Source organism: Glutamicibacter sp. NPDC055354 (assembly GCF_053644955.1).
In genome coordinates this window covers 1,882,148-1,906,573 of sequence record NZ_JBSHMB010000001.1, presented here as the reverse complement: position 1 = coordinate 1,906,573, position 24,426 = coordinate 1,882,148, and the positions used below count along the sequence as shown (strand labels likewise).

Annotated in this window: 19 protein-coding genes; 15 read left to right on the top strand and 4 right to left on the bottom strand. The window is 62.7% G+C overall.

Annotated elements, in window-relative coordinates:
- Positions 1 to 121: 121 nt before the first annotated feature.
- A complete protein-coding gene (locus ACWICV_RS08830; RefSeq protein WP_454090420.1) occupies positions 122 to 1,570 on the top strand; it encodes an amino acid permease in 1,449 nt (482 codons plus the stop codon).
- A 22-nt stretch (positions 1,571 to 1,592) separates the two neighbouring features.
- Here ACWICV_RS08830 and ACWICV_RS08825 read toward each other — a convergent pair whose 3' ends face one another.
- Together ACWICV_RS08825 and ACWICV_RS08820 are read right to left on the bottom strand one after the other, a co-directional pair.
- Positions 1,593 to 6,047, bottom strand: a complete 4,455-nt coding sequence (locus ACWICV_RS08825; RefSeq protein ID WP_454090421.1) for an FtsK/SpoIIIE domain-containing protein — start codon at positions 6,045 to 6,047, stop codon at positions 1,593 to 1,595.
- Entirely contained in the window at positions 6,044 to 7,090 is a 1,047-nt protein-coding gene (locus ACWICV_RS08820) for an RDD family protein (RefSeq protein ID WP_332595097.1), read from the bottom strand. The genes ACWICV_RS08825 and ACWICV_RS08820 overlap by 4 nt, the downstream gene beginning before the upstream one ends.
- A gap of 145 nt (positions 7,091 to 7,235) precedes the next feature.
- Between ACWICV_RS08820 and ACWICV_RS08815 the strand changes: the two genes are divergently transcribed.
- The 6 genes from ACWICV_RS08815 (at position 7,236) to ACWICV_RS08790 (ending at position 11,291) form a co-directional block, all read left to right on the top strand.
- Positions 7,236 to 7,523 carry a WXG100 family type VII secretion target gene (locus ACWICV_RS08815; protein WP_066141890.1) on the top strand — a complete coding sequence of 96 codons (288 nt, stop codon included), beginning with the start codon at positions 7,236 to 7,238 and terminating at the stop codon, positions 7,521 to 7,523.
- A gap of 133 nt (positions 7,524 to 7,656) precedes the next feature.
- Positions 7,657 to 7,980, top strand: a complete 324-nt coding sequence (locus tag ACWICV_RS08810; protein ID WP_105656206.1) for a hypothetical protein — start codon at positions 7,657 to 7,659, stop codon at positions 7,978 to 7,980.
- Positions 7,981 to 7,998: 18 nt separating this feature from the next.
- The gene (locus tag ACWICV_RS08805; RefSeq protein ID WP_454090422.1) at positions 7,999 to 9,384 is read left to right on the top strand and encodes a hypothetical protein; all 1,386 of its coding nucleotides are present in this window, start codon (positions 7,999 to 8,001) and stop codon (positions 9,382 to 9,384) included.
- A 64-nt stretch (positions 9,385 to 9,448) separates the two neighbouring features.
- Positions 9,449 to 10,075: a hypothetical protein gene (locus ACWICV_RS08800; protein ID WP_454090423.1), complete on the top strand. Its 627-nt coding sequence runs from the start codon at positions 9,449 to 9,451 to the stop codon at positions 10,073 to 10,075.
- Positions 10,072 to 10,674 carry a hypothetical protein gene (locus ACWICV_RS08795; protein ID WP_105656209.1) on the top strand — a complete coding sequence of 201 codons (603 nt, stop codon included), beginning with the start codon at positions 10,072 to 10,074 and terminating at the stop codon, positions 10,672 to 10,674. Before ACWICV_RS08800 ends, ACWICV_RS08795 begins: the two co-directional genes overlap by 4 nt.
- Positions 10,675 to 10,790: 116 nt before the next feature.
- Positions 10,791 to 11,291, top strand: a complete 501-nt coding sequence (locus ACWICV_RS08790; RefSeq protein ID WP_454133144.1) for a hypothetical protein — start codon at positions 10,791 to 10,793, stop codon at positions 11,289 to 11,291.
- A gap of 278 nt (positions 11,292 to 11,569) precedes the next feature.
- On the opposite strand, the gene purB is transcribed toward ACWICV_RS08790, so the two are convergent.
- The gene (gene purB, locus ACWICV_RS08785) at positions 11,570 to 12,979 is read right to left on the bottom strand and encodes an adenylosuccinate lyase (protein ID WP_105656211.1); all 1,410 of its coding nucleotides are present in this window, start codon (positions 12,977 to 12,979) and stop codon (positions 11,570 to 11,572) included.
- Between purB and ACWICV_RS08780 the strand changes: the two genes are divergently transcribed.
- Positions 12,960 to 13,391, top strand: a complete 432-nt coding sequence (locus tag ACWICV_RS08780) for a hypothetical protein (protein ID WP_105662028.1) — start codon at positions 12,960 to 12,962, stop codon at positions 13,389 to 13,391. The two genes, purB and ACWICV_RS08780, sit on opposite strands and share 20 nt — an antisense overlap.
- A gap of 2 nt (positions 13,392 to 13,393) precedes the next feature.
- Positions 13,394 to 14,743 carry a hypothetical protein gene (locus ACWICV_RS08775; protein ID WP_365943328.1) on the top strand — a complete coding sequence of 450 codons (1,350 nt, stop codon included), beginning with the start codon at positions 13,394 to 13,396 and terminating at the stop codon, positions 14,741 to 14,743.
- A 182-nt stretch (positions 14,744 to 14,925) separates the two neighbouring features.
- Here the strand turns inward: ACWICV_RS08775 and ACWICV_RS08770 are convergent, their stop codons facing one another.
- A complete protein-coding gene (locus ACWICV_RS08770; protein WP_105656214.1) occupies positions 14,926 to 15,312 on the bottom strand; it encodes a phage holin family protein in 387 nt (128 codons plus the stop codon).
- An 82-nt stretch (positions 15,313 to 15,394) separates the two neighbouring features.
- Between ACWICV_RS08770 and ACWICV_RS08765 the strand changes: the two genes are divergently transcribed.
- From ACWICV_RS08765 to ACWICV_RS08740, 6 genes are all read left to right on the top strand, one after another.
- Entirely contained in the window at positions 15,395 to 16,504 is a 1,110-nt protein-coding gene (locus ACWICV_RS08765) for a histidinol-phosphate transaminase (protein WP_365943329.1), read from the top strand.
- A 127-nt stretch (positions 16,505 to 16,631) separates the two neighbouring features.
- Positions 16,632 to 17,774 (top strand): pyruvate dehydrogenase (acetyl-transferring) E1 component subunit alpha, encoded by a 1,143-nt coding sequence (pdhA, locus tag ACWICV_RS08760; RefSeq protein ID WP_105656216.1) that lies wholly within the window; start codon positions 16,632 to 16,634, stop codon positions 17,772 to 17,774.
- Positions 17,775 to 18,752 (top strand): alpha-ketoacid dehydrogenase subunit beta, encoded by a 978-nt coding sequence (locus ACWICV_RS08755; protein WP_454090425.1) that lies wholly within the window; start codon positions 17,775 to 17,777, stop codon positions 18,750 to 18,752.
- A 20-nt stretch (positions 18,753 to 18,772) separates the two neighbouring features.
- Positions 18,773 to 20,188, top strand: coding sequence for a dihydrolipoamide acetyltransferase family protein (locus tag ACWICV_RS08750; protein ID WP_454090426.1), 1,416 nt, complete (start codon positions 18,773 to 18,775; stop codon positions 20,186 to 20,188).
- Between the two features lie 136 nt (positions 20,189 to 20,324).
- Positions 20,325 to 21,830 (top strand): hypothetical protein, encoded by a 1,506-nt coding sequence (locus ACWICV_RS08745; protein ID WP_454090427.1) that lies wholly within the window; start codon positions 20,325 to 20,327, stop codon positions 21,828 to 21,830.
- The gene (locus tag ACWICV_RS08740; RefSeq protein ID WP_454090428.1) at positions 21,830 to 24,406 is read left to right on the top strand and encodes a hypothetical protein; all 2,577 of its coding nucleotides are present in this window, start codon (positions 21,830 to 21,832) and stop codon (positions 24,404 to 24,406) included. The genes ACWICV_RS08745 and ACWICV_RS08740 overlap by 1 nt, the downstream gene beginning before the upstream one ends.
- Positions 24,407 to 24,426 lie beyond the last annotated feature (20 nt).

Here is a 24,426-nt window from a genome sequence, read left to right as displayed (position 1 = left end):
GGTACACGCCGAGTGCTTGGATGACCGACCTTGACGCCGTGTGACCACAGATGACATGCCCGTCCGGGACTGCCGTCCAAGCTCGATATCCTGCAAGCGCATTCATTCCACAAGGAGCCCCATGACCGAGAGCATCGTCAGCACCAACGAGACTGCACCAGCCGATTCCGGACTGCTAAGAACCATGACCTCGCGTCATCTGGTGATGATCGCTTTGGGCGGGGTGATCGGTTCGGGCCTGTTCGTTTCCTCCGGATACACCATTGCCCAAGCCGGGCCGCTGGGCGCGGTGCTGGCCTATGCAGTCGGAGCCTTGGTGGCCTACATGGTGATGAGCGGGCTGGGAGAGCTGTCGGCGCGGCATCCGGTGGCAGGAGGATTCCATGCACACGCCACCCGTGATCTTGGACCAGCGTGGGGTTTTGCCACGGCGTGGCTCTACTGGCTGTGCTGGGCGGTAGCCCTGGCCAGCGAATTCACCGCAGCCGGGCTGCTGATGCAACGTTGGTTCCCCTCGATTTCCGTCTGGGTTTTCTCACTGGTTTTCGCTGCTTTGCTATTTGCGCTGAATGCGACTTCATCGCGGGTCTTCGGCGAAACCGAATTCTGGTTTGCGCTGATCAAGGTGGTGGCGGTGCTGCTGGTGATTGTCGTTGGCGCCGCCACGATCATCGGCATCAACCCAGCCAGTGACGCCGGCGTGATTGGCCTGTCCAACTTCAGCACCGAAGGGGGACTGTTCCCTGCGGGGATTACCGGAGTACTGCTCACTGTCCTGTCGGTGTTCTACGCATTCAGCGGTACCGAGCTGATCGGCGTAGCTGCCGGCGAGGCGAAGAACCCGCAGCTGAGCATTCCGCGGGCCATCCGCACCGCCGTTGTTCGCCTGGCGGTGTTCTTCATCGGTGCCATCGTGGTCGTAGCCGCAATCATCCCGTTTGCCGAGGCGGGCGCGAATGAAAGTCCCTTCGTCACGGTCCTGGATGTCGCCGGCCTGCCAGCCGGTGCGGACATCATGAACTTCGTGATCATCACCGCCCTGCTCTCGGCAGGAAACTCCGGACTGTACTCATGCGCTCGCATGCTGCATTCCATGGGAGCCGCAGGCCAGGCGCCCAAGGCCCTGTCCAAGACCAACAGCAGGGGCATTCCGATGCTGGCCCTGAGCCTGTCGATCCTCGGCGGACTGGTATCGCTGTTCTCCAGCTTTATCGCGGCGCAGTCGCTCTTCATGGCTTTGGTATCCATTGCCGGGTTTGCGGTAGTAGCGGTGTGGATCGTGATCTGCGCATCGCACCTGTCGTTCCGCCGGCACTACGTTGCCCTGCATGGATCCACCGATTCCCTGCCCTATCGGGCACCGTTGTTCCCGATTCTGCCGATCATCGCCTTGGTGCTGCTTGGCGCTTCGCTGGTGGGCGTGGCTTTTGATCCAGTGCAGCGTCCAGCACTGTACTTCGGTGTTCCGTTCACGCTTGCCTGCTTGGCCTATTACCGCTGGCGCCATGGCGCTGGGGTGTTCAGCCCGCAGCGTGAAGCCGAAAGTGCGGGATCGTTCGCGGGAAACTGAACCGGCGCAGAGTCCTGCGGCCCTACTGTTCCACGAGTGGAAGGTGGACCAGGGTGCGTTGCCCGTTTTGCACCATGAATCCGCGGCCCGGCGGGAATTCGTGGCGCTTGACGCGCGGGAAGGGCACCTTGAACAGCGAGTCCCCGTCGTAGGCGTCGGGCTTGAGCGCGATGCCGTGGCGGTTGGACTTCAGTTCGCCGAGCAGTCCGAAGCTGGAGGAGAACGCGTTGATGTCTCCGTCGGCGATCAACAAGTGGTCGGAGCGGTTGATGGCCTTGAGCAGTTCCTTGAGCGGGCGCTCGGCATCCGAATCGGCGAACTCGGTGAAGTTCTCCACAACGAACACGATCTTGCCCGGCATGGAATCGTCGGCGACCAGATCCAGCATGTCCTTGGCGAACTGCCGGGTCTCGGCCGGGCCCGAGGCCGCGCCGTTCCAAGTCCGCCAGCCGCGCAGCTCGGCGCGCCGGCCGCCAATGTGGAAGAACTGGGTGGCCGGGTTGGCGCGTTCCAGCGCGGTGACCATGGCGCGCATGGTGTTGGTCTTCCCGCTTTGCGGCGGCCCGGCGATGACGAAGGTGCCGATGGGCTCGAAGCCGCAGGGTGCGAGGGTGGCATCCGACAGACCGATGGCCGGCTGCCCGTTGACCGTGTCGGGCAGCGCCGCCGCGGAGAATTCCTGCGGCAGCGACTCGACTCCGGCCGCCTGCGGGGCACCGGAAGCTGCCAGCTCTTGGGCCCAGCTGGTGGTCAGCGCGGTCTGCTCGGCCACGTTCGCGGTGCCGCCCAGCACGGCGATCTGCGCCTCGTGGCCCTTGATGATGGCGCGACCCGGGGCACTGCGTTCGCCCAGCACATCCTTGGCCACGCCCAGCACGTTGTAGGCCTGCTCGTCGGCCATGCGCAGCACCACGCGCTGGGTGATGTTCGCGCTGATCGCGGTGGGCACCGCGCCGAAGCGGTCGGCGGTGGTGACCACGTGCACGCCCAGCGGGCGGCCTTCGCCCACGATGCGCATGAACACCTGGTAGTACTCGCCGCGGCCGTGGCCCAGCTCCCAGTCGCTGCGGAACTGGCCGAAGCCGTCGATCAGCAAGAAGATGCGCGGCTCGGACAAGTCTCCAATGACCTGGCGGTATTCGCTCAGAGAGGCGGCGTTTGCGGCCGCGTACCGGGCCGAGCGCTCATCGAGGTGCTCGGCCAGGATGCGGAAGACGCGCTGGATGCGCTCCACGTCATCGCCGCCAATCACCGCGCCGACATGCGGCAGCGGATCGAGCGACCGCAGCGAGCTGGTGCCGAATTCCAGCGCGTACACCGCTGCGGTGCCGGCCGAAGGGTTGGCTCCCGCGGCGATCGCGATGCTGCGCAGGGCCGCCGATTTGCCCGCGCCGGAGGTGCCGTAGACCAGCAGGTGGCCGTCGGTATCGGGTTCGAACCAGGCGGTTTCCTGGGCCTGGTGCTCGGGGATGTCGGCCAGGGCCAGCGGGATCCGGCAGTCCGAATCCGGGGCGAGTTCGCGCAAGTCCACAGTGGCCGAGAGGTCATCGAGCCAGGGCCGGCGGGGTGCCGGGATCCCGGCCCCGTTGGATGCGGCGATGAAGCTGGAGACCAGGCGCTTCTGGTCGTTCGGGCCGCTGTTCTCCTCGATCTCCTCGGACCCCGCATCAGGCTGCTCCCAGACGCGCGCGCCGCCGAAGCGCAGGTCCTCAACCCGCACTTCGGCCGCTTCGGGCTCATCGGTGGTCCAGCCTCCGGCGTAGCCGGATTGGAAGGGCACCAGCCGGCCCGGGCCGGTCTTGGCGATGCCGCGGCCGGGCAACGACGGATCGAAGCCGGCGGCGATGGGGTCCTCCACCACGTCATTGGAGTCGGCGGCGTCGGCCATGCGCAGGGCCACGCGCAGGTTGGTATTGGCGCGCAGGTTGTCCTTGATCACCCCGGCCGGGCGCTGGGTGGCCAGGATCAGGTGGATGCCCAATGAACGGCCGCGCTGGGCGATGTCCACTACGCCGTCCACGAATTCCGGGACCTCCCCGGCCAGGGCGGCGAACTCGTCGACCACCAGGACCAGCGCTGGAGGGGTCTCCGGGTCCTGGCGCTTTTCCAGCTCCAGCAGGTCCTTGGCCTTCTTGCGGTGGAAGAGCTTCTCGCGGTGGTGCAGCTCGGCACGCAGGCTGGTCAGCGCGCGGCGGACCAGGTGCGGGGAGAGATCAGTGACCAGCCCGACGCAGTGCGGCAGCTCCACGCAGTCGGCGAAGGCCGAGCCGCCCTTGTAATCCACGAAGAGGAAGGTGACCCGGTCGGGGCTGTATTCGGCGGCCATCGCCAGCACCCAGGCCTGCAGGAATTCGGACTTGCCCGAGCCGGTGGTGCCGCCTACCAGGGCGTGCGGGCCCTGGGTGCGCAGATCCAGGCTCATCGCATCCGGGGTGCTCTGGCCGATGTAGGCGCGCAGGGTTCCGGCGCGCTTGAGCCGCGGCCGGGGCCCGGTGGAGGCGCGGTCGATCACCGAGTTGTTCTGCTTCCAGCGCTCGAGCACCGCGTCCGGTGCTTCGGCCAGATCAGTGCCCAGGATGCGCAGCAGCGACACCGAGTCCGGGATATCCGAAGAGTCCGGGACCAGCGAGCTGGAGTCAACGATCGGAGCCAGCCGACGGGCGAAGTGCTCTGCATGCTCGCGCGAGACTCCTTCCACGGTCACCTGGCGGGCTTCTTCGCCGGCGCGCACCCAGCCCACGCGGGCATCCTCCAGGCCCCGGGTGACATCCACGAAGGTGCGGCAGGCCGCGGGCAGGGACTGGACGGTGGGGGCCACGAAAATCGTGTAGATGCCCACGGCCGGTCCCCGCTCGATGATCTGCGAGAGCCGAGCGCGGTCCACCGGGGCGTCATTGCTGACGAACAGCACCAGCGAGAGGTCCTTGGCTAACGGCACGCTGGTGTTCTGCTCGCCGGCTTCCTTGCCCAGCTCCATGGAGGAATTGCGGGTGGACAGCGGGCCCAGCCGGTAGGAAGCCGGGTCGTTGCGCCGGGCGATGAGCTCTTCCAGGGCGTTGAGCAGCACGGTGCCCGAGGTCTGCGTATCGGCCAGCGCCAGCTGGGCCAGCGGGGAGCGCGGCCCGGTGGTGTGCGGCAGCCACTTGAACCATTCCAGGTCCCCGGTCCAGGCCGGGTCGATGATCGCGGCGGTGCACAGGTCGTTGGGGGCGTGCAGGCCGAAAAGCTGCACGGCCAGCGAGCGCAGGACATCGGCGGACTGCAACCGGGGCCCGGCAATGCCGATGGCGCCGGCAGAGGGCAGCAGCTCGATGATCGGCACATCGTCGATCATCCGGTATTGCTCGGTGAGCTCTTCGACCCGTTCGACGTATTCCTGCAGTCCTGCCCGGTCCGCCAGCGGGGCCACGGTGGTGCGGCTGCGGGCGGTTCCCGAGCCCAGCCGCAGGGAGAGGAAGTTCCAGTGCTCCGGGCGCCGGGTCCAGAGCAGCTGGCCCAGGGACTCGGCCTGCTCGAAGACCGTTGCGGTGGCTGGGGCTTCGCTGCGCCGGTGGGAGCGTTCGGCTTCCTCCCCGGCCAGCAGGCCATCTTCCAGCACTTCGAATTGCCGTTCGAAGGTCTCGATTTCCAGGCGCAGCTTGTTGTTGTTCTGGGTGCGCTGGCCGATCAGGTTGCCCAGCATCATCAGCGGCGAGACCAGCACCACGATCAGCGACAGCGCTCGCTGGGTCAGCGAGAAAATGGTCAGGCCCATGATCAGCGGTGCGAAGATCATCGGCCAGGGGAAGAGCTTGGGGCTGGCTTCCTGCGGGATCGCCGGGCGAGGCAGTTCCTCGCCGGGGTAGCGGATCTCCACCCGCGGCGAGCGGTTGAAGAGGATCGAGCCGCCCTTCTCGTAAACCGGGGACTGCCCGGTGGTGTTCGCCTGCAGCAGCTCGAAGTAGACATCCGTGGCGCCCAGGGTGATCAGCTGGCCGGGGATCACCGAGACGCGCTGGGCCAGCCCGCCATCCACCAGGATGCCATTGGCGGAGTTCAGGTCGACCAGCTCGATCTTGCTGCCCACCTCGATGCGCGCATGCCGGGTGGAGACCATGCGGTCGTTGAGCACCACGGTGGCCTTCTCCGAGCGCCCCACATAGGAGGTGCCGGCGGGCAGCGCGAAGGCCATGCCGGCATCCGGGCCGTTGGCCACGCGCAGCACCGCGGCCGCCGAGCCGCCCGAGACGAAGGCGTCGGTAGTCGGCACGACTTCGATGGCGAAGCCCGAACCCAGTTCCGCTTCGGCCAGCGGGGTGTGCGGATCGAGCTGCACCGGGGCGGTGCCGGTGGCCGTGGCCAGCAGCGTGGGATGCTCGGGAACCTGCTCCCCGGCCAGGGCGCGGGCGGCATCTCCCACGGTGGCGGTCGCATCGCAGGTCAGGATGACGTCCACGGTGCTGGTGTCCGGTCGCCTGAGCGTGGCCTTGATTTTCACTTGGCGGTCTCCTGGAAGGTAATGCGGAAGGTGCGGCTGCCGACTTGGACGACGTCACCGTCATTCAGATGCAGGCGGACATGGGGCGGTGCATTGTGAGGGGCGCGGGAGGCGACGATGACCTGGGTGCCATTGCTGGATCCCAGGTCCATGATCCAGGCATTCGCCCCGTCGCAGCCGAAGGCCAGGTGCGTTTTGGACATCAGACGTTCCGGGTCCTTCAGCGCGACCAGCAGTTCATTGCCGGTGCCCGCGGTGGCCTGAGGCGCACGCCCGATCAGCCCGGATTCGGGAACCGGGATGTAGGACCCGTCGTCGAAGGCGAAGGCCGCGCGGCGGACGATTCCCAGCCCTTGCTCCGAAGGCGAATGCCAGTCGCTGTTTTGCGCTCCGACAATGCCAGCGGTGGACCGGGCACGCGAAGGCACGGCGGCCTCTTCGCGCCCGGCGTCATCTTCGATCGTGCCCAGCGGCGGCAGATGCTCGGAAATGTCCCGGTCCGGGCGCGAGAGCAGGTATTCGGCACGGGCCAGCGCCCGCGGGTTGGTGGGGTCCAGTCCATTGCGGATATCGACCACATAGGTCTGGGCAATCTTGTCCAGCCAGCCGCGGCCGTGCTCCTTGTCGAACAGGCAGGAGACCAGTAGCAGGACGGGGCCGATGAGCGGGATGAGATGGCTGAGCAGGAAGGCGAAAGACGCGGCCATAACGCGGGGGATACCCGGTGCGGCGAAGCGGCCCAGTCCGGTGGCGCGCAGTCGCATGGCGGACTTGCCGGGCGAAGAGCCCTTGCGGCTGTTCATCGTGAGCAAGACAATCAGGTAGACCAGCAATAGCAGGGCGCTGACCGCGGACAGGACCAGCGGAACGGTGGAGTACTGCCCAGTCACCCGGAAAATCACGTAGCCGATGCCGGCGGGCAGCAATGCAGCCAGCGAAATAGCGTAGTCGATAAGGTAGGACCAAATGCGCAGGCGTGCTTCGGCCGGCCGCATTCCGAGGGTGGAGGATTTGGCGAGGGCTGCTGCTGAAACGACGTCCATGGGACCTTTCTACTTCAGTTCAATGCCGGCCTGCCACGGGGAGTTCTCCCCATTGAACGGAGGCCATCTGCCACATTATTCTAGACTGTGAACGAACTAGAGTGGCCCGGCAAGCGGGCCAGTCGACGAGTTGAGGAGCATTGTTGTGACTGATTTCAAGGCCAATTACGGCGAAATGGAAGCCATGGCATCGAAGCTTGATACCGGGCGCGAAGACCTGGATGGCGTTCTTGAGCAGCTGCAGTCCGGCGTGGACAAGCTGCTGGGCGAAGACTTCACCACCGAGCACGCTTCGGGCCAGTTCGGCGAAGGCTACAAGGACCTGAACGATGGCTTGAAGAAGGCTTTCGACGGCATTAATGACATGGCCATCGCCCTGCGCGACATGATGGAGCAGATCCAGGACACCGACCGTTCCATGGCTGGCAAGTAGGACCGTTTTTTACGGGGTAATGTGGCCGCCTTGGGAAATTACGGGCGGCCACATTTTTCTTGCACCGCCTGATCCTTGAATACCGAATTGTCCTGCAGCGTCGTCGCTGGATACCTGAGGAGTCGTTTGCACTATGGCCGATGAAATCTATTTGGCGCGCCTGGAAGAAATTGTCACGGAGCTAGGCAATAGTATTAAGGATTTCGAGAATGCGTCTGACTTTGCCAAGGGCATGGCCGGCTCAGTGGGAGACCCGATGGGCAAAGGCGATCTGAAAGACCGAGTCAAGGACTTCGAAGACAACTGGAACGATACCCGAGATGACCTCCTCAAGAATCTTGAAGGAGTGCATACCGGCTTGAAGGACATCAAGGATGGATTCGAAGAGTGGGATCTGGAAACGAAGAAGGCCTTCTTGAATTCACGTGCTTCCGATGCCCCCAAAGAAGCTAAGTAAACTGAGAGAGTTGACGACATGACCTTGGAATCGCCAAAGGGTACAACCCTGCAGCTCATCGACGGAAATCCTGATGACCTGCTCCGGAGCGCCAAGGACTTGATCACCTCGGGCGAGGAGATGGAACGCTCTGCGGCCAGGCTGGAAGACATCAGTAACGGGACGTCGGATCTGAAGTCTGAAGCTATCGCCAAGCTGCGTGAGAACGCTGGAGACGTATTTCCCGAGTTGCGCAAGGCGGCCATCCGATACGACGGCACAGGCCAGGCCCTGAAGAAATATTCCTATGCTTTGGACCGGGTCCAAGGCGCGCTCCAAATGTGCACCGCTGAGGGCGGAGTGGATTCGTACACGAGCTTGAACGCGCTGATCACGGACATCGAGGATGCGCACCAGAGCGTGCAAACCAAGAGAAGCCAAGAAGACACCGCCGAAGGCGCGGTAGATGATGCCGACGGATTCCTCGGCTTCAGCGAAGGGACCGACAAGGAAAAAGCGGAAGCCAAAAGCGACCTGACAGAAGCAACCGCTGCGCGCGAAGAAGCCGAAGAAGAACTGCGTGAGCTGTGGGGCAAATTCGACGGTCGCGTATCCTATTGGGAAGATGCCTACGATGAGGCAGTCGGCGAAATCGAGGATGCCTTCAAAGCCGCGGACAACGATGACAAGTTCCTCTCCACCCTGGGTTCGGTTCTAGGCTGGATTGCCTTGGGCGTGGGTATTGCGGCCTTGTTCATCACTTCGCCGGTGTGGGGACCGATCGCATCAGCAATTGCGGTGATCGCTGCCGTTGCCGTGGTGGCAATCGAGGTCATCAAGATGGTCCAAGGCGATGGCGACTGGACCAGTTTGCTGATAGCGGTAGTCGGAATTATCCCCTTCGGCCGTTTTGCTGGAAAAGCATTCTCCGGCTTAAGCAAGGCATTTCCCTCGGGGATCAAGGCAGGATCCAAAGCGGGACCTCGGAACATCATCAAGGCCTTTAGCAAAACGCGTTCCAGCACGGGGCGCGGCATTGTCAGGTCTTCCATCAAGTCGGGCACCAAGCGCCCACCGAAAACTACGATCCGTGGAAACCGTCCGACCAAAGCCAAGATCCGGCGCAACAACCGCAAGATCGAGCAAAAGTACCAGCAGAACGTCTCCGGCAAGACCAACAAGTATTTGGATGGCTTCAACAAGGAATTCAAAGGCGACTGGAAGACATACGTGAAGTACATCTCGGAGGGAAGCGCGACAAAGCATCGCGAAATGGCTGCGTACATACTGAAGAACCCTGACGACGTGGGTCCCCAAGCTAAGGCCTGGGCGGAAAAGATTGCGAAGCACGGGAACTGGGAAGACCGGGGCAACGTCATAGTAACCGCGCCTCCTAGCCTCTGGGACCTGACTCGCGAGAAGTAGCTTAGGCGCGGAGCAATCCGTAAAGTGAACATCCGAGCTACACATTGAATTGGCGGGAGAAACGATGAGCGCAACACCACCAACGTCGAAGGCGCGTCCCCGAGGCATCGGATACAGCTTGCTGTATCCGGCAGGTTGGCGCGAATTCAACAGCAGTGTGGAGCACGAGCAGGCTTTGACGAAGCTGGTGACGGCAGAGCCCAAGGCACTTGGGCGCGCAGACCTGGTATTGATGCTTCGACGGCAAATGCACCAGACATTCGAGTACTTGAGGCGCCGTGGATCACTTGGCTTCGCAATGCCGGTAGAGAAACTTGCCGTCGGTGCAATGCCGGTTTCCGTGATCCTGACACCACTCAAGGTGGGGCCCTCCGGCACTTTGCTGGATGCTGCGCGAAAGGCCGCAGGCGGCAACCAGATCGAAATCGAAGATGCCGACGGAGCAGACTGGTACCTCTGGTCTTCCGTGGAGCAAACTGCCGAAGCTCCCGAGCTCAAGAACAATGGCCTGAACATGGTTGTTCCTCGTCCTTTGCCGGATGGAAGCATCGATCCGGATCCAAAAGCTGGATTGTGGTTGCTTTATTCCTACGCGTACGTTGAGTCGGAGAATGGTGAGGCATTCGCCGAAGGATTAAGGTCGTTGGGCTTGTCGATACTGGGAACTTTCAAATGGGTGCCAATTCAATGACAACATACGAGATTGAACCGGATCTGGAATTCTGGATTCCAGTACCTCGCTCATTTCCTGAAGATAATTGGGAGACGGCGGAGCAATGGGCACAGGACCTTGCGGAATTGGCCATCCCGGAAGATCCTGAGCTGCGGAAGGTCTATGAGCAGCTGGCTTTGGACGTGGCGAACAACCAGATAGCCGAAGCCGAGCATACACTCTGGTATTCGCCTGAAGATGGACACGCACTGGGCACTGCCCACTTGATAGTTCTGGACGATGAGCCGGAAAAGAGCTTGGCGGAATTGGCCATGCCGATTTACGAGCCAGCCACGCCTGTCCAAACCAGTGAATACCAATCGGAGTCGGTTGGCCAGATTCTCCAGTTGACGTCGGTCATAGCGATGGACGCGCGGTCAGGAGATGCGGACACAGCAGTCATGCCTGCCGTAGGGCATGTGAGGACCGTTGCGCGTTCGCACGGGCTGGTATTCCTGCTGGAAGCCTACGACTCGGACCTGTCTGCGTTGAGCTTCATGATGGACCCTATGATCGACTTTTTCGAAGCCGTCAACTTTGAAGAGGATGAATTCGATAGTGAAATGGATGAGAATTGAATACTGCCAGATCCAGGCTCCCCGAACACAAAGATTTTGTAACTAACTCCTTGCATCTATATCCAAGAATCGACAAGGGGTTTTCCCTAGTGCTGTTGGGCGGGATTCTGTGCATCGTGGGAATCTATCTAATCGCGAATGATTTACCCTCGACATCAAGTTATCTATCCCAGATTGTTTTGCAAGGAATTCCGACCGTGATCGGAGCCATTCTTGCTATTTTCGGAGTCGTCGCACTTGTCACCGCACTAAAAGGCGCGGCACGCAAGGGCAACGAGGCGATCGACCTGAGATTCAAAGCCAGCGGCCTGACCGTTCGGGGCGGTCGCAAGATCAACTGGGATTCGATTACCTCGGTGACAGGTATCGAGCATGTAAATAATGCGAAAGTCCAAGTCCTTTGGGACCGAGCCGATCTGAACCGGTCATTGGAAATTTATGTTGATGATTCCGTGGATGGCCCCAATGGAAACTCCAAGGATGGAACGACATACGTTCGGGTTTCGCTTCGCCATTACCCTGCCATAGAGTACCGGACCCTTTATGAGCAAATGCTGGACCAATTCGAAAAACACGGCATACCCCTTGTATTCGAGGCACGAGCTACGCAGTTCTGAATCTCCGCGTACTGGAGCTCCATCGCCGATGCCGCTAACCGTTATTTCAAGCGGTTGAGAATCCTGCAAAACGCCCGGGGCTGTAATGGTCTGCGGCTCAGCACGTTGCTAGAAGCGGAGCGGTCCGCTGTCGGTTTCACAAAATCGAAAGCACACTGATCGAACGCAAGCAGTTCTGAGCCATCATGCCCGACATGCATTACGACAGAAGCGCCGTTGCACCCGGACCTTACCGGGGCAACGGCGCTTCTATTTACGCAATTTCGGCTAAATGGACGTCATTTCTTCAGGTGGTCAACCAGCTGCGAAGCGATGCCGTTGTAGCTGCCCGGGGTCAGCGACTGCAGGCGGGTTTCGGCTTCAGCCGAGAGGCCTAGTTCGCCAACGAATTCCTTCAGGCGGGCTGCATCCACGCGGTGGCCGCGGGTCAGGTCCTTCAGTCGTTCGTAGGGGTTGTCCATGCCCTCGACACCGGCGATAGCCTCGGCGCGCATGACCATCTGGATGGCCTCTGCGAGAACCTCCCAGTTGTGGTCCAGGTCGTCAGCCAGCACGGCTTCGGCGACAGACAGGCGATCCAAGCCCTTGGCAACGTTGGAGATCGCCAGCACCGAGTGGCCGATGGCGGTACCGATGTTGCGCTGCGAGGAGGAATCGGTCAGGTCGCGCTGCCAGCGGCTGGTGACCAGGGTGGAACCGAGGGTGTTCAGCAGGCCGTTGGAGATCTCCAGGTTGGCTTCTGCGTTCTCGAAGCGGATCGGGTTGACCTTGTGCGGCATGGTCGAGGATCCGGTGGCGCCGGCCACTGGGATCTGCGCGAAGTAGCCGATGGAGATGTAGCTCCAGACATCGGTGCACAGGTTGTGCAGGATGCTGTTGAAGCGTGCAATGTCTGCGTAGACCTCTGCCTGCCAGTCGTGGGATTCGATCTGGGTGGTCAGCGGGTTCCAAGCCAGGCCCAGGTGCTCAACGAAGTCCTTGGAAATCTGCTGCCAGTCAGCGGTCGGGACCGAAGCGTAGTGGGCAGCATAGGTGCCGGTAGCGCCGTTGATCTTGCCCAGGTACTCGGTCTTCTCGACGCGATCCAGCTGGCGGGTCAGGCGCCACGCCAGAACTGCCAGTTCCTTGCCCAGGGTGGTTGGGGTGGCTGGCTGGCCGTGGGTGCGCGAGAGCATCGGCACGTCGCGGGAGTCCTCGGCCATCTTGGCCAGCTGTGCCACCAGGTCGCGGGCTGCCGGCAGCCATACCTGCTGCACGCCGCCCTGGACGCCCAGAGCGTAGGACAGGTTATTGATGTCTTCAGAGGTGCAGCCGAAATGCACCAGCGGCTTGAGGTTGCCAATGCCGATCGCTTCCAGGCGGTTGGCGATGTAGTACTCGACAGCCTTCACATCGTGAACGGTGACAGCTTCGATCTCTGCCAGTTCCTTCACGGAATCAGCGTTGAAATCGGTGACGATCTTGCGCAGTGCTGCCTTCTGTTCCGCAGAAAGCGGGGAGGTGCCTGGAAGAACGGAGTTATCGGTCAAGTGGATCAGCCATTCAACTTCAACGTGAACGCGATCGCGGTTCAAAGCCGCTTCGGAAAGGTAGTCGACCAGCGGTGCCACGGCGCTGCGGTAGCGTCCGTCGAGGGCAGTCAAAGCCAGTGGTTCATTAGCAAGGGAAGTGCGCGCAATCTCAGCCATACTCATATTCTTCCATCCTCGGCGCTACATCACATCTTTTACTTCACCGCTGTTTCCACAACCGGTCGCCAAACGTGCTGGTGCCCCATTGTTGCTGTCCATGATGGTGGACAAATTCTCAAGGATGCGGAGCAGGGAAATGATGTTTCAAGCGACGCTGCTGACGGTGGCAAGTCAGCTCGATGACGCCCAGAAAACCACTAAGTTCGCCATCGCACAGTTGGGTTCAATCCGGGCATTGACTTGGAATTCAAAGGCTGGCAAGGCGTTTCTAGACAATGTTGAGGAGCTGAGCCAGCGACTGGAAATGCTCAATGGCGAGCTGAACAACGCTGAAGAGTACTTGGGGGTTGCCATGCGTGAGATCCAAAACCTCGAAGCGCAAATCATGAACCAGAGAATGGCCTCGTAGCCATGGGATATGAAGTCAATTACAACGAGCCGGATTACGCCCAGGCAGGGGAAATCTGCCAGCGGGTTGCTCGCGACATCAATGGCATATCCGACGCATTACTCAGGGCCGCGCAGGCTGCGGACAGTTGCCAGGGGGACCTGAATCTGCAGTGCATGGCGGCAGGCATTGAAGCCAGGGGCTATGGCATCGGGCATCTAGGCGATTTGATCAGAGACAGCTATCAGCAGGCCAGGGAAGGCGAAATCACAGCGTTCGAACTTACCGGAAAGGTCTCTGCGGCCATGCGGAATTATGAGGTTGCCGAAGCCGCAGTTGAACGGATGATGCTCGTAAGCACCAGCGCGGTACTGGTCGGGGACTTCATATCCAAGACCCGCGATAACGGCTGGCGTCCGCCGAGGGAAAGCATGGAGACCTTTTTGCGCTTGCTGATGTCCTACATCCCGCACTGGCCCTTGGCGCCGAATATGACCTTGACCGAGCAAATCGAAGGTACCGCCAAGTCGCTGTCGCGGATTATGCGGCTGCTGGGGTCAAACCGGAATACCGAAATAGAGCTCGCAGGGCAAGATCCAGCTCAGACGGTTGAACTGGATGGCAAGATGAGAAGCTATTTCCAGCTGCACGAAAAGCTGGAGGGCGAAGGCACGGAGAACAACGGAAAGATCATGATCGTCGAAGCTGACGATGATACTTATATCGCGCTCTTTCCGGGGACGCAGGATGACGCCGAAGTTCCTTCGCCTTTTGGCCCGGAAGGCATCGCTGACGGCTTCGGGGTGGAATCCGAGAATTTTGTGGAACCGCTCGATGAAGCATTAAGGCTCAGCGGAGCGAAAGAGGGCGATGAAGTAATCCTTTCCGGCTACTCGCAAGGAGGCATTCACGTAGCCCAGCTGACGAAGAACAAGTTCTTGAAGCGCAAGTACAAGCTGAACAAGGTGCTGACCCTTGGTTCTCCCATCGGCACTATTGATCTGCCAAAGGATGTCCGCAGCCTATCCGTAGAAGACCGAAAAGATATGGTGCCCGGCACCGATGGCGGACCCAATCCCCGCAAGGGCGAGCACTACACCACCACTTTCCCAGGTCCGCGCGAGCACATGCAGGACATCTTGCCCGAAGACGGGCTCTTTGGCCCGTCGCATCACCTCAAGAATTACGGTGACCACCTCCTGGAACTCGATGAGGACCCGAAACTGGAAATCAGAGAGCATCTGAAGCAGTTCTACCTTCCCGAATCCCCGCTGAAAATCCGCATGTTCAAGCTGGAGCGCAAGCAAAAAGAACGTCCGCCCCTGAAGGAAGAAGACAAGGAGCGGCTCAAGCACATGGCACCACGCCACTAAAGCGCTCAAGAACTGCAACCAGCCGGCCGGATCAGCATCACCGGGTATCACCGTGCTGATGAATGGTGCTGTGGATCAGGGCAGAAGATGGGACGCTGATCGGGGCCGGCGAATAGGGTATTAACGAAAGAGGACGGCACCTGTCGGATGCCGTCCTCTTCTTGTACTGCGTCGAATACCGCTTACTCGTTCTCGCTCTTGACGAACAATCCGAGGACCGCAGAGACGATGGAGATGATAATCGTGCCGGCGATGGCATCCCACCAGAACTGCTCGATGACCAGTTCAATCGGGGTGAAGGTCGTCAGCCATGAAGTCAGCAGGAGCATCAGGGCGTTAATCACGATGGTGAACAAGCCCAAGGTGAGGCAGGTGATTGGCAAGGAGAACAGCTTGACGATCGGACGGACCAAGGCGTTGACCAATCCGAAGATTGCGCCAACCGCCAAATAGGCGATGACCGTGCTTACTGCACCTTCGCCGGCCGCGACGATCTTGAGGCCGGGCACAATCCAGACGGCGGCGGCGAGGGCAAGCGCATTGACGATGACTCGAATCAGAAAGCTCATGCCTTAACTTTGGCATAGAAATCTGGGATTAGGATGAACCGCAGATATCGCTAAACCCTTAGTGAGGGCTAGGCTTTGAGGTATGACTGAGAACCCGGTGACCCAAGATCAGGTGCAGCCACGCTCTGTAGTTGCACGTTTGCCCAAATACGCTGCGGGCAAGCCGCCTGCCCCTATTGAAGGTGCGAGAGCTTACAAGCTGTCATCGAATGAAATTCCCTTCGGTCCCTTGGACGCTGTGCATCGGGCGGTCGTGGAGCAGTCCAGCCTGAATCGCTACCCTGATCCGCTATCGACCAAGCTGCGCGAAGCACTTTCCGAGTACTTGGACGTTCCTGCGGAAGACATCGTGACCGGGGCCGGTTCCCTTGGCGCGTTGGTGCAGATCCTGAACGCCTTCGCGGGCCAGAACGAAGACGGCATCCAGGATGAAGTCATCTATGCGTGGCGTTCCTTCGAGGCCTACCCAATCCTCGTACAGACTGCCGGTGCGCTGCCCGTTGAAATCCCGTTGCTGGAAGACGGGCGCCACGATCTGGAATCCATGATCGCAGCGGTGAACGAGAACACTTCAGTCATCTTGCTGTGCACACCGAATAACCCCACCGGTCCGGTACTCAGCCAGGCCGAAGTCGATGACTTCCTGGCACGGGTTCCGAAGAACGTGCTGGTTGTCCTGGATGAGGCCTACACCGAGTTCGTCCGCGACGAGAAATCGGTGGATGGCATCCATACCTACAACGAGAACGAAAATGTGGTTCTCCTGCGCACTTTCTCGAAGGCTCACGGCCTGGCGAATCTCAGGGTGGGCTACTCGGTGGCCCACCCGGAGATCACCGATAACATCCGCGTAGTGGCCACCCCGTTTGCCGTCTCCAGCGTGGCCGAGGATGCCGCGGTCGCTTCGCTGGCCCACATCGACCAGGTGCTTGAGCGCGTTGAGGGCTTGGTCATGGAACGCGAACGAGTTGCCTCGGCCCTGGCCGGGCAGGGCTGGAAGATTCCTTCCACCCAGGCGAACTTCGTCTGGCTTCCGCTGGGCGAAAAGACCGATGAGTTCGTCGAGCGGGCAAACGCCGTGGCGCTGTCGGTGCGCGGCTTCTCGAACGAAGGAGTGCGCGTCTCCATCGGCGAGGTTGAAGCAAACGATCGTTTTATTGAACTGTGCAAGGAATCACTAGACCTGGCATAGGGGCAACTGGTGCTGATTTCTCGCGTTTTAGCGGTCAGTGCCTATAGGCTTAGAAATTAGACAAGCCGTATATGTCCCATGCGGAATGTATTCCGTGTGGGGCATATTTATGACCGAAGGATGATAAATGACGCGTGCTGCGACCGAGGCGACGGAGCCGGATCTGATTCAGATCCTGACTCCGGACGGCCAGCGTCAGTCCCATGGAACGTACGATGCGTATCTGGGTGACGTTGATGATGACATGCTTCGCGGCTTCTACCGCGACATGGCATTGACCCGTCGATTCGATCAAGAGGCCACAGCATTGCAGCGCCAGGGCCAGTTGTGCCTCTGGGTCCCGCTGCGCGGGCAGGAAGCGGCGCAGATCGGTTCCGGCCGTGCCACCCGCCGAAGCGACTACATCTTCCCCACCTACCGCGAGCACGGCGTGGCACTGACCCGCGATGTCTCCTTCTCCGAAATGCTGCGCCTGTTCCGCGGCATCTCCGGAGGCGGCTGGGATCCCCGGGAAAACAACTTCCACATGTACACCATGGTGCTTGCCGCGCAGATGCCGCATGCCGCCGGCTACGCAATGGCTTTGAACATGGAACAGCGCGGCTGGGATGAAGCCCGTCGCGCCAAGGAGGGCAACGCCGTAGTCGCCTACTTCGGCGATGGCTCCTCCACCGAGGGCGAAACCCATGAGTCCATGGTCTTCGCCAGCTCCTTCAACGCACCGGTGGTCTACTTCTGCCAGAACAACCAGTGGGCGATTTCCGTTCCTTTCGAGGTCCAGTCCAAGGTGCCGCTGGTCAACCGCGCCGCAGGCTACGGCATGCCGGGAGTGCGCGTGGATGGCAACGACGTGCTGGCCGTTCTGGCGGTCACCCGCTGGGCGCTGGAACACGCACGCAGCGGCAAGGGCCCGGTCCTCATTGAGGCCGTCACCTACCGCCTCGGCGCGCACACCACCGCCGATGATCCAACCAAATACCGCATGAGCGAAGAAGAGGCCCAGTGGGCCCCGAAGGACCCGCTGATCCGCCTGGAAACCTACCTGCGCGAGAACAACCTGGTTGACGACGCCTACTTCGAGCAGCTGGCCGCCGACGCTGATGCGATGGCTGCCAAGGTCCGCGAAGACGCCATGGCCTTCCCTGTCCCGCCGCTGGCCAAGTCCTTCGAGCAGGTCTACGCCGAAGCACATCCGCTGATCCAGGAAGAACTGGCCTGGCATCTGGAATACGAAGCAGGATTCGCCGATGCGGCTGAGGGAGAGCACTAAATGACCACCACAATGACCCTGGCCAGGGCCATTACCAGCGGCCTGGACAAGGTGCTGGAATCCAATGGCAAGTCCCTGCTGATGGGCGAGGACATCGGGCGCCTCGGTGGCGTCTACCGCATCACCGACGGGCTGATCGACAAGTATGGCGAGCACCGCGTCATCGACTCGCCGCTGGGCGAGGCCGGCATCGTCGGCACCGCCGTGGGCATGGCCCTGCGCGGTTTCAGCCCGCTGGTGGAAATCCAGTTCGACGGCTTCGTCTTCCCTGCTTTCAGCCAGATCACCACCCAGCTGGCCAAGATGCACGCCCGCTCCGAGGGGCGTCTGACCACACCTGTAGTCATCCGCATTCCCTACGGCGGCGGCATCGGCTCCATCGAGCACCACTCCGAATCCCCGGAGGCGCTGTTCGCCCACACCGCGGGCCTGCGCATCATCACCCCGTCCAACGCGCATGACGCCTACTGGATGATCCAGCAGGCAGCCAGCTGCCAGGACCCGGTGATCTTCTTCGAGCCCAAGCGCCGCTACTGGCTCAAGGGCGAGGTCGATACCGAAACCCCGGCGCTGGATGCCTTCAAGGCGCAGGTGGTCCGCCCGGGCACTGACGCGACCATCGTCGCCTACGGCCCGCTGGTGCCGATCGCCCTGGCTGCCGCTGATGCCGCGCTGGAAGATGGCCGGTCCATCGAGGTCATCGACCTGCGCTCGCTGTCGCCGATCGATTTCGACACCATTACCGAATCGGTGCAGAAGACCGGCCGGCTGATTGTCACCCACGAAGCGCCGACCTTCGGCGGCCTGGGCGGCGAAATCGCGGCCCGCATCACCGAGCGCGCCTTCCTCTCGCTGGAAGCCCCAGTGCTGCGCGTGGGCGGATTCCACATGCCTTACCCGATTTCCAAGGTGGAGTCCCAGTACCTGCCGGACATCGACAAGTTGCTTGAAGCCCTCGACCGGTCTTTCGCTTACTAAGCGGAATCCAAGGAGTAGTAATGACAGTCTTTAATCTCCCCGATGTGGGCGAAGGCCTGACCGAAGCGGATATCGCCTCCTGGAAGGTCAAGGTGGGCGACACCGTTGAGGTCAACCAGATTTTCGTGGAAATCGAAACCGCGAAGTCGCTGGTCGAGCTGCCCTGCCCCTTCGCCGGGGTGGTCACCGCATTGCACGCGGCCGAAGGCGATACCGTACTCGTGGACAAGCCGCTGATCACCATCGATGAAGAAGGCAACGCGGCACCTCCAACCGGCGTGCCCGAAGCAGCCGAAGCCCTGAGCACCGCCGCACCGCAGGCCTCGGAAGAACCCGGCCCGCTGGTCGGATCGGGCCCCACCGCTGATGCTTCGGTGCGCCGGGCACGCACCACCCGCCCCGCTCCTTCGACGGCCAGTGCGCGTACCGCAGCGGTGCGCGCCTCCGGCTCCGCATTGGCCGAGACCATCTCGCGCCGCGCGCAGTCCCTGGGCACCGCGGTGACCCGCGAAGTCGATCGCCGCAAGCCTGCGGTGGCGAGCTTCGTGGACCGCGTGCTGGCCAAGCCGCCGGTACGCCGGCTGGCCAAGGAGCTGGGCATCGACATCAACGACGTGGTGGGCACCGGCAACCAGGGCGAGATCACCCGCGAAGACGTCAACAGCTACCAGGCTCAGCGCGAAGCCGAGCATGCAGCGGCGCCAACCTACTGGGCCCACGGCCAGCTGGCCGATGCCCGCGTGGAACGCACCCCGGTGCGCGGCGTGCGCAAAGCCACCGCCAAGGCCATGGTCGACTCGGCCTTCACTGCACCGCATGTCTCGATCTTCGTGGATGTGGATGCCAGCCGAACCATGGAATACGTGCAGCGCCTGAAGAAGTCCCGCGACTTCGAGGGCATCAAGGTCTCGCCGCTGCTGGTGCTGGCCCGTGCCGTGATCTGGGCGGCGGCCCGCAACCCTTCGGTGAACGCCAGCTGGGTGGAAACCGCAAACGGCGCCGAGATCCACCAGAAGCGCTTCATGAACCTGGGCATCGCGGCAGCCACGCCGCGCGGCCTGCTGGTGCCGAATATCAAGGACGCCCAGAACCTGAACATGAAGGAACTGGCCATCGCCCTGAACGATCTGGCCACCACCGCGCGTGCCGGCAAGACCCGTCCCGAGGACATGCGCGATGGCTCGCTGAGCATCACCAACATCGGCGCGCTGGGCATCGACACCGGCACCCCGATCATCAACCCGGGCGAAGTAGCCATCGTTGCCTTCGGCACGATCCGCCAGAAGCCATGGGTCATCGACGGCGAAGTGGTCCCGCGCTGGATCACCACCTTGGGCGGATCCTTTGACCACCGCGTGGTGGATGGCGACCTCTCGGCCCGCTTCATGGCCGACGTGGCATCGATCCTTCAGGAACCGGCGATGCTGCTGGACTAAGGGCTCCCGGGCCAGCGAGGCAGCCCACCGCCCCGCGCAGAACCTTTCGGGGATCTGCGCGGGGCGGTGTCGTCCCTGCGGTTCGAAATGTTCCTTGAGCAGGGTTATTCAAACCCCTGTTGATACAGTTGTTCCCATGAACCGCACGTTTTGCACCGACCTGAAGTACCCCGGCAAGCTGCTGCTCGCGGGCCTGTTCGCAGCCCTGGGGCTGGGCCTGGGACTGGGTGCCGTGCCGGCGCAGGCAGCCGCGGATCCAACTCAGCCAGAGGCCACGGCTCCGGTCTACCCCTCGGCGACGCCCGACGATGACTCCGCAGATGAAGGCACCGTCCTCATCCCGTCGGTGACCTCGCAGGAAGGCAACTTCTACCTGGCAGTCACCGATGCGGCACTCGATGAGGTGGATTCGGAACGGATCATGGACCAGGTCCGGCAGGCCGTGGGCGAACAGGATGCGAAGATCCTGCTCGGGGTGGACCAGGAACCCAACAACCTCAAGGGAGCAGGGCAGCTGGTGCGCGGGATGCTGATGTTCGGCGACAGCGACGCGCTGAGCGATGACTGGCTGGAGAACGGAAAGACCCTGGGCTATGTCGGGGAAGGCTGGATCGCCATCGGCGTGATGCTTCCCCAGGAAGCCGGGGATCCGGTGGAAATCGCCGTGGATCCCGGGCGCGACGTGCGCGAAACCGCACCGGGAAGCCAGCAGCGGATCCTGGAGGCAGGGCAGGGAGAGTTCGCCGCCGGGGATTACACCGCGGGGATCACCGCCGTCGCGCTGGCCACCACCCAGCAGCTGCAGGCACCGCCGGACCGGACACTGGCCAAGGTGATCGCCGTGGGCGCGCTCGCCGCCGCCGTTGCGTTCCTGCTCGCATGGGCCTGGCGTGCCAAGCGCCGCAAGGCCCGGCAGGCAGCCGCCGCCGATCGCAACAAGCAGGCCGAGCTGCTCGAATCACGGATCCAGCGGGCAAGCATTTACCTGGACCGCCATCCGGTGCCCGATCCCGGACTGGCGGGGGAGAGCCGCTTGGCGCAGGTGATGGCAGAAATTGAAAGGCAACGGGCCGGCTCCCAGCCAGGGGCCTTGCGCGCATTGGACACGGCCCCGGATTCCCTGCAGTCGCAGCAGGTCTCCGAAGCGCAGCTGGCCCAGCTGCGCGACCGCGAGCACGAGCTCTCGCTGCTGCGCGGAGCGGTGCAGCTGGCCCACGCCTTCACGGCACGGCCACGGGATTCGCGCGAGTCCTGGAACCGGATTGTCGAATACCACCGTGCACGGCTGGAGGACCTGGCGCTGTTCCTCGATCTTCCCGGTGCCGGGCGATTGGCTTGCGCGCAGGCCGCGCGCACCGTGATCATCACGCATACCGATGAGCTGCAGCTGCTGCACACCCGCCTGAGCTGCAGGAGTGCCGGCGCGGATACGGCCCCGGGGATCCTGGACAGGCTGTGGGAACTGCGCGACGAACTCGATGGCGTGTTGCACGATGCACTGGCCCAAGCCGGCCAGGCGAGGCTGAAGATTCCCCACGGGCTGGGCGAATCAATGGAGGGTGCGCAGCGGAAAACCGATCCGCTGGAGGACGATCCCATCGCAGTGCTCCGGAATTTCGCGCCAGGAAGCGGGACCCGCTGATGCCTGCCCGTTTGATGCATGATTCCACCGGACGGCGCTTGCGCCGCCCGTACCATTGGACTGCCATCGCCGCCATCATCATGGCGCTGGTGACCACCGCGCTGGGCGTGCGTGCGGTGATGGCCGTGCAGGCAGCCAACGTCCCGGACCCCTACGAGGTCCAGGTGGTGGTCCGCGGCGATAACGGCTTCAACATCACCCAGCAGACGGTGGACGCCGAGATGGCCCGGCACCCGGTGCGTGCCACGGCCCCGCTGGAACTGGTCATCACCGACCGCTGGCTCACGGGTGATGAACTGCTGCGCGGGCAGGTGCCGGAAAACCAGATCATCGTCTCGACCAGGATGGAGAACAGGGATCCCGGGCTAAGCGACGCCGAACAGCGCTTCGCCGGGGTGGGCCTGGACCGCAGCCTTGCAGCATCCGACGACGCGCATACCGACCTGCGCTTCGACATCGAGCACGCCTTCACCAAGAACGTTTCGGTAGGCCATGGGCCCAAGGCGGCGGCGGCCGCCGCGCATACTGCCGCCGTGCTGCTGGACGATTCGCCCAGCAGCTCGGCGATCTTCTGGTTCGCGGCCGTGGGTGCGAGCGCCATGCTCACCGCCGCATTCCTGGCCAGCGCCCTGCGCTTCCGCTCGCGGTGGGCATCGCGCCACAGGCGGCTGGCCGCGGCGCAGCGCAAGCTGGCCCGCGTGCTCCTGGACCTCGAAGCACTGGAAGCCACCTACCAGGCCACCGACCAATCGCGCCGTCCTGCCGGCTTCACCAAGGCGTGGCGGCAGCTCGAATCCCTGTCCCTGGATGCCGCCCGCCGCGAAGCGCGCTTGGTGCGCTCGCTGTTCACCCGGGCTGAATGCCTGGAACAGAGCACCGGGCAGCAGCTGGCGGCCTTCGAGGCCGACACGCGCAAGCTGACGGAACTGGCCGACTCGCTGATGGGCGCCGGCTCGGTGCATGCGCACCTGGCTGGCACCGGATCCACCTTCGACAAGCTCAGCAGCCCGATCAACGATGCGGCCACGGCGCTGCTGATCCGGCTGGACACCGCTCCGGGCACCATGGTGGCCGGCAAGGACCTGGCGGATTTCCGCAGTGCCCTCGGCGAACTGCTCAATGCCGCCCATGGCGATACCAGCCAGCGCACCGCCATCGAGCGCTGGGCCGAGGCCGAAAGGCGGCTGGCGAAGCTCGCCGGGAAGATCGCTGCCCGGTTGCGCCGGTATCCGCGGGGCCTGCCGCAGCCGGTGCCCCAGATCGGCGCCCAGCACAATGAGCTGCGCTCCAGCCTGGGCTTGCCGCCGGTATCCAAGCAGGGTGCGCTGGCGCAGATCGCCACGGCGAACTCGCTGGCCCGCGGGATTCTCGGCGACACGCTGCAGACCGACCAGGCTGCCGGAGGGACATCGGGCGAACCTGCTGGCTGGCAGCGCATGCTGGCCCGGCTCGCCAGCACCCGCAAGGCATCTGGCGATGAACCGCCGAAGCTGCGCCGGGCGTGGAAGTCTGGACTGCTTGCGGCCCTGCTGGTGGGCAGCCTGATCGCCTCGGGGCTCATTGTCTCCTCGATAGCCAACGAACCCGAACGCACCCATGAGGGGTCCGGCCGGGGAATGGAACTTGAAATCGATGACCAGGGCCAGCTGGTTGACGAGGCCGAGATCCGCCGGTACATGGAAGAGGACTTCGACACCCCGCAGCAGATCCTGGTTGCGGTGCGCGATGCCGAAGCCTACCTGGAACTCAAGCACTTCGACGGCTCGGAATACCGTGATTCGACGCCCGAGAGCGTGCGCGCGGCGATCTTGCGGATCAAGGACGAATACTCCGATCGCGCTGATCCTGCCAACGGGGAGCTGCCCGAGGACTTGACGATCATTCCGCTGCTGATCACGGACGAGGGCAAGGGCATCATGCCAGGGCTGATTTCCGGTGCGGTCATCAGCGGTACCGCCTCGTGGGGAACGACCGGCGGGTGGGAGCACGGAAGCATCTACGAGTCGAACTATCCGGCGATGGAAGCGGCCAGCGCGGCCGAGGACTTCGCCGTGGTGCTCAAGCAAGCCGGGTACGAGCAGCCGGACTACAACACCACCTTGCTGTACTGGATGCTCGTGTTCATGCTGTTCTTCACGGTAATCAACGTTCTCCAGGTGATCCAGTACCTGCTCGGGGCGACGTCGCAGCTGACCCGGTTCTCCCGCGGCTCGCGGTCCGTCCAGCATTCGCGCCGGCAGCTGGAGGAGCTGGCCATGGGCTTGGAGGATTCGCAGATCAATGCGGTGGCCGTGCTCGGCGCGACCGCGGCCGGGAATGCGGACGAGGCAGGGCAGCGATTGTTCGAGCGGGCCTTGATGATGGCTTGGCGCGAAGCCCAGGAGTTATCCTCGATGACCCTGGGCCAGCGCCTTGCCGCCGGCTATGCCCAGCGCGCGGCGCATCTGGCCCGGCTGGTAGCGCTGCTGGGCGAACGCGATGCCGACGTGGCGCGGCGGGCCAAGGCGCTGGTGCTGGCCAGCCGCGGTGCCGGGGGAGATGCTCCAGCGCCAGTGGAACTGCCGGGACAGAAATGACTCCGCCCCGGCAGTCCGGC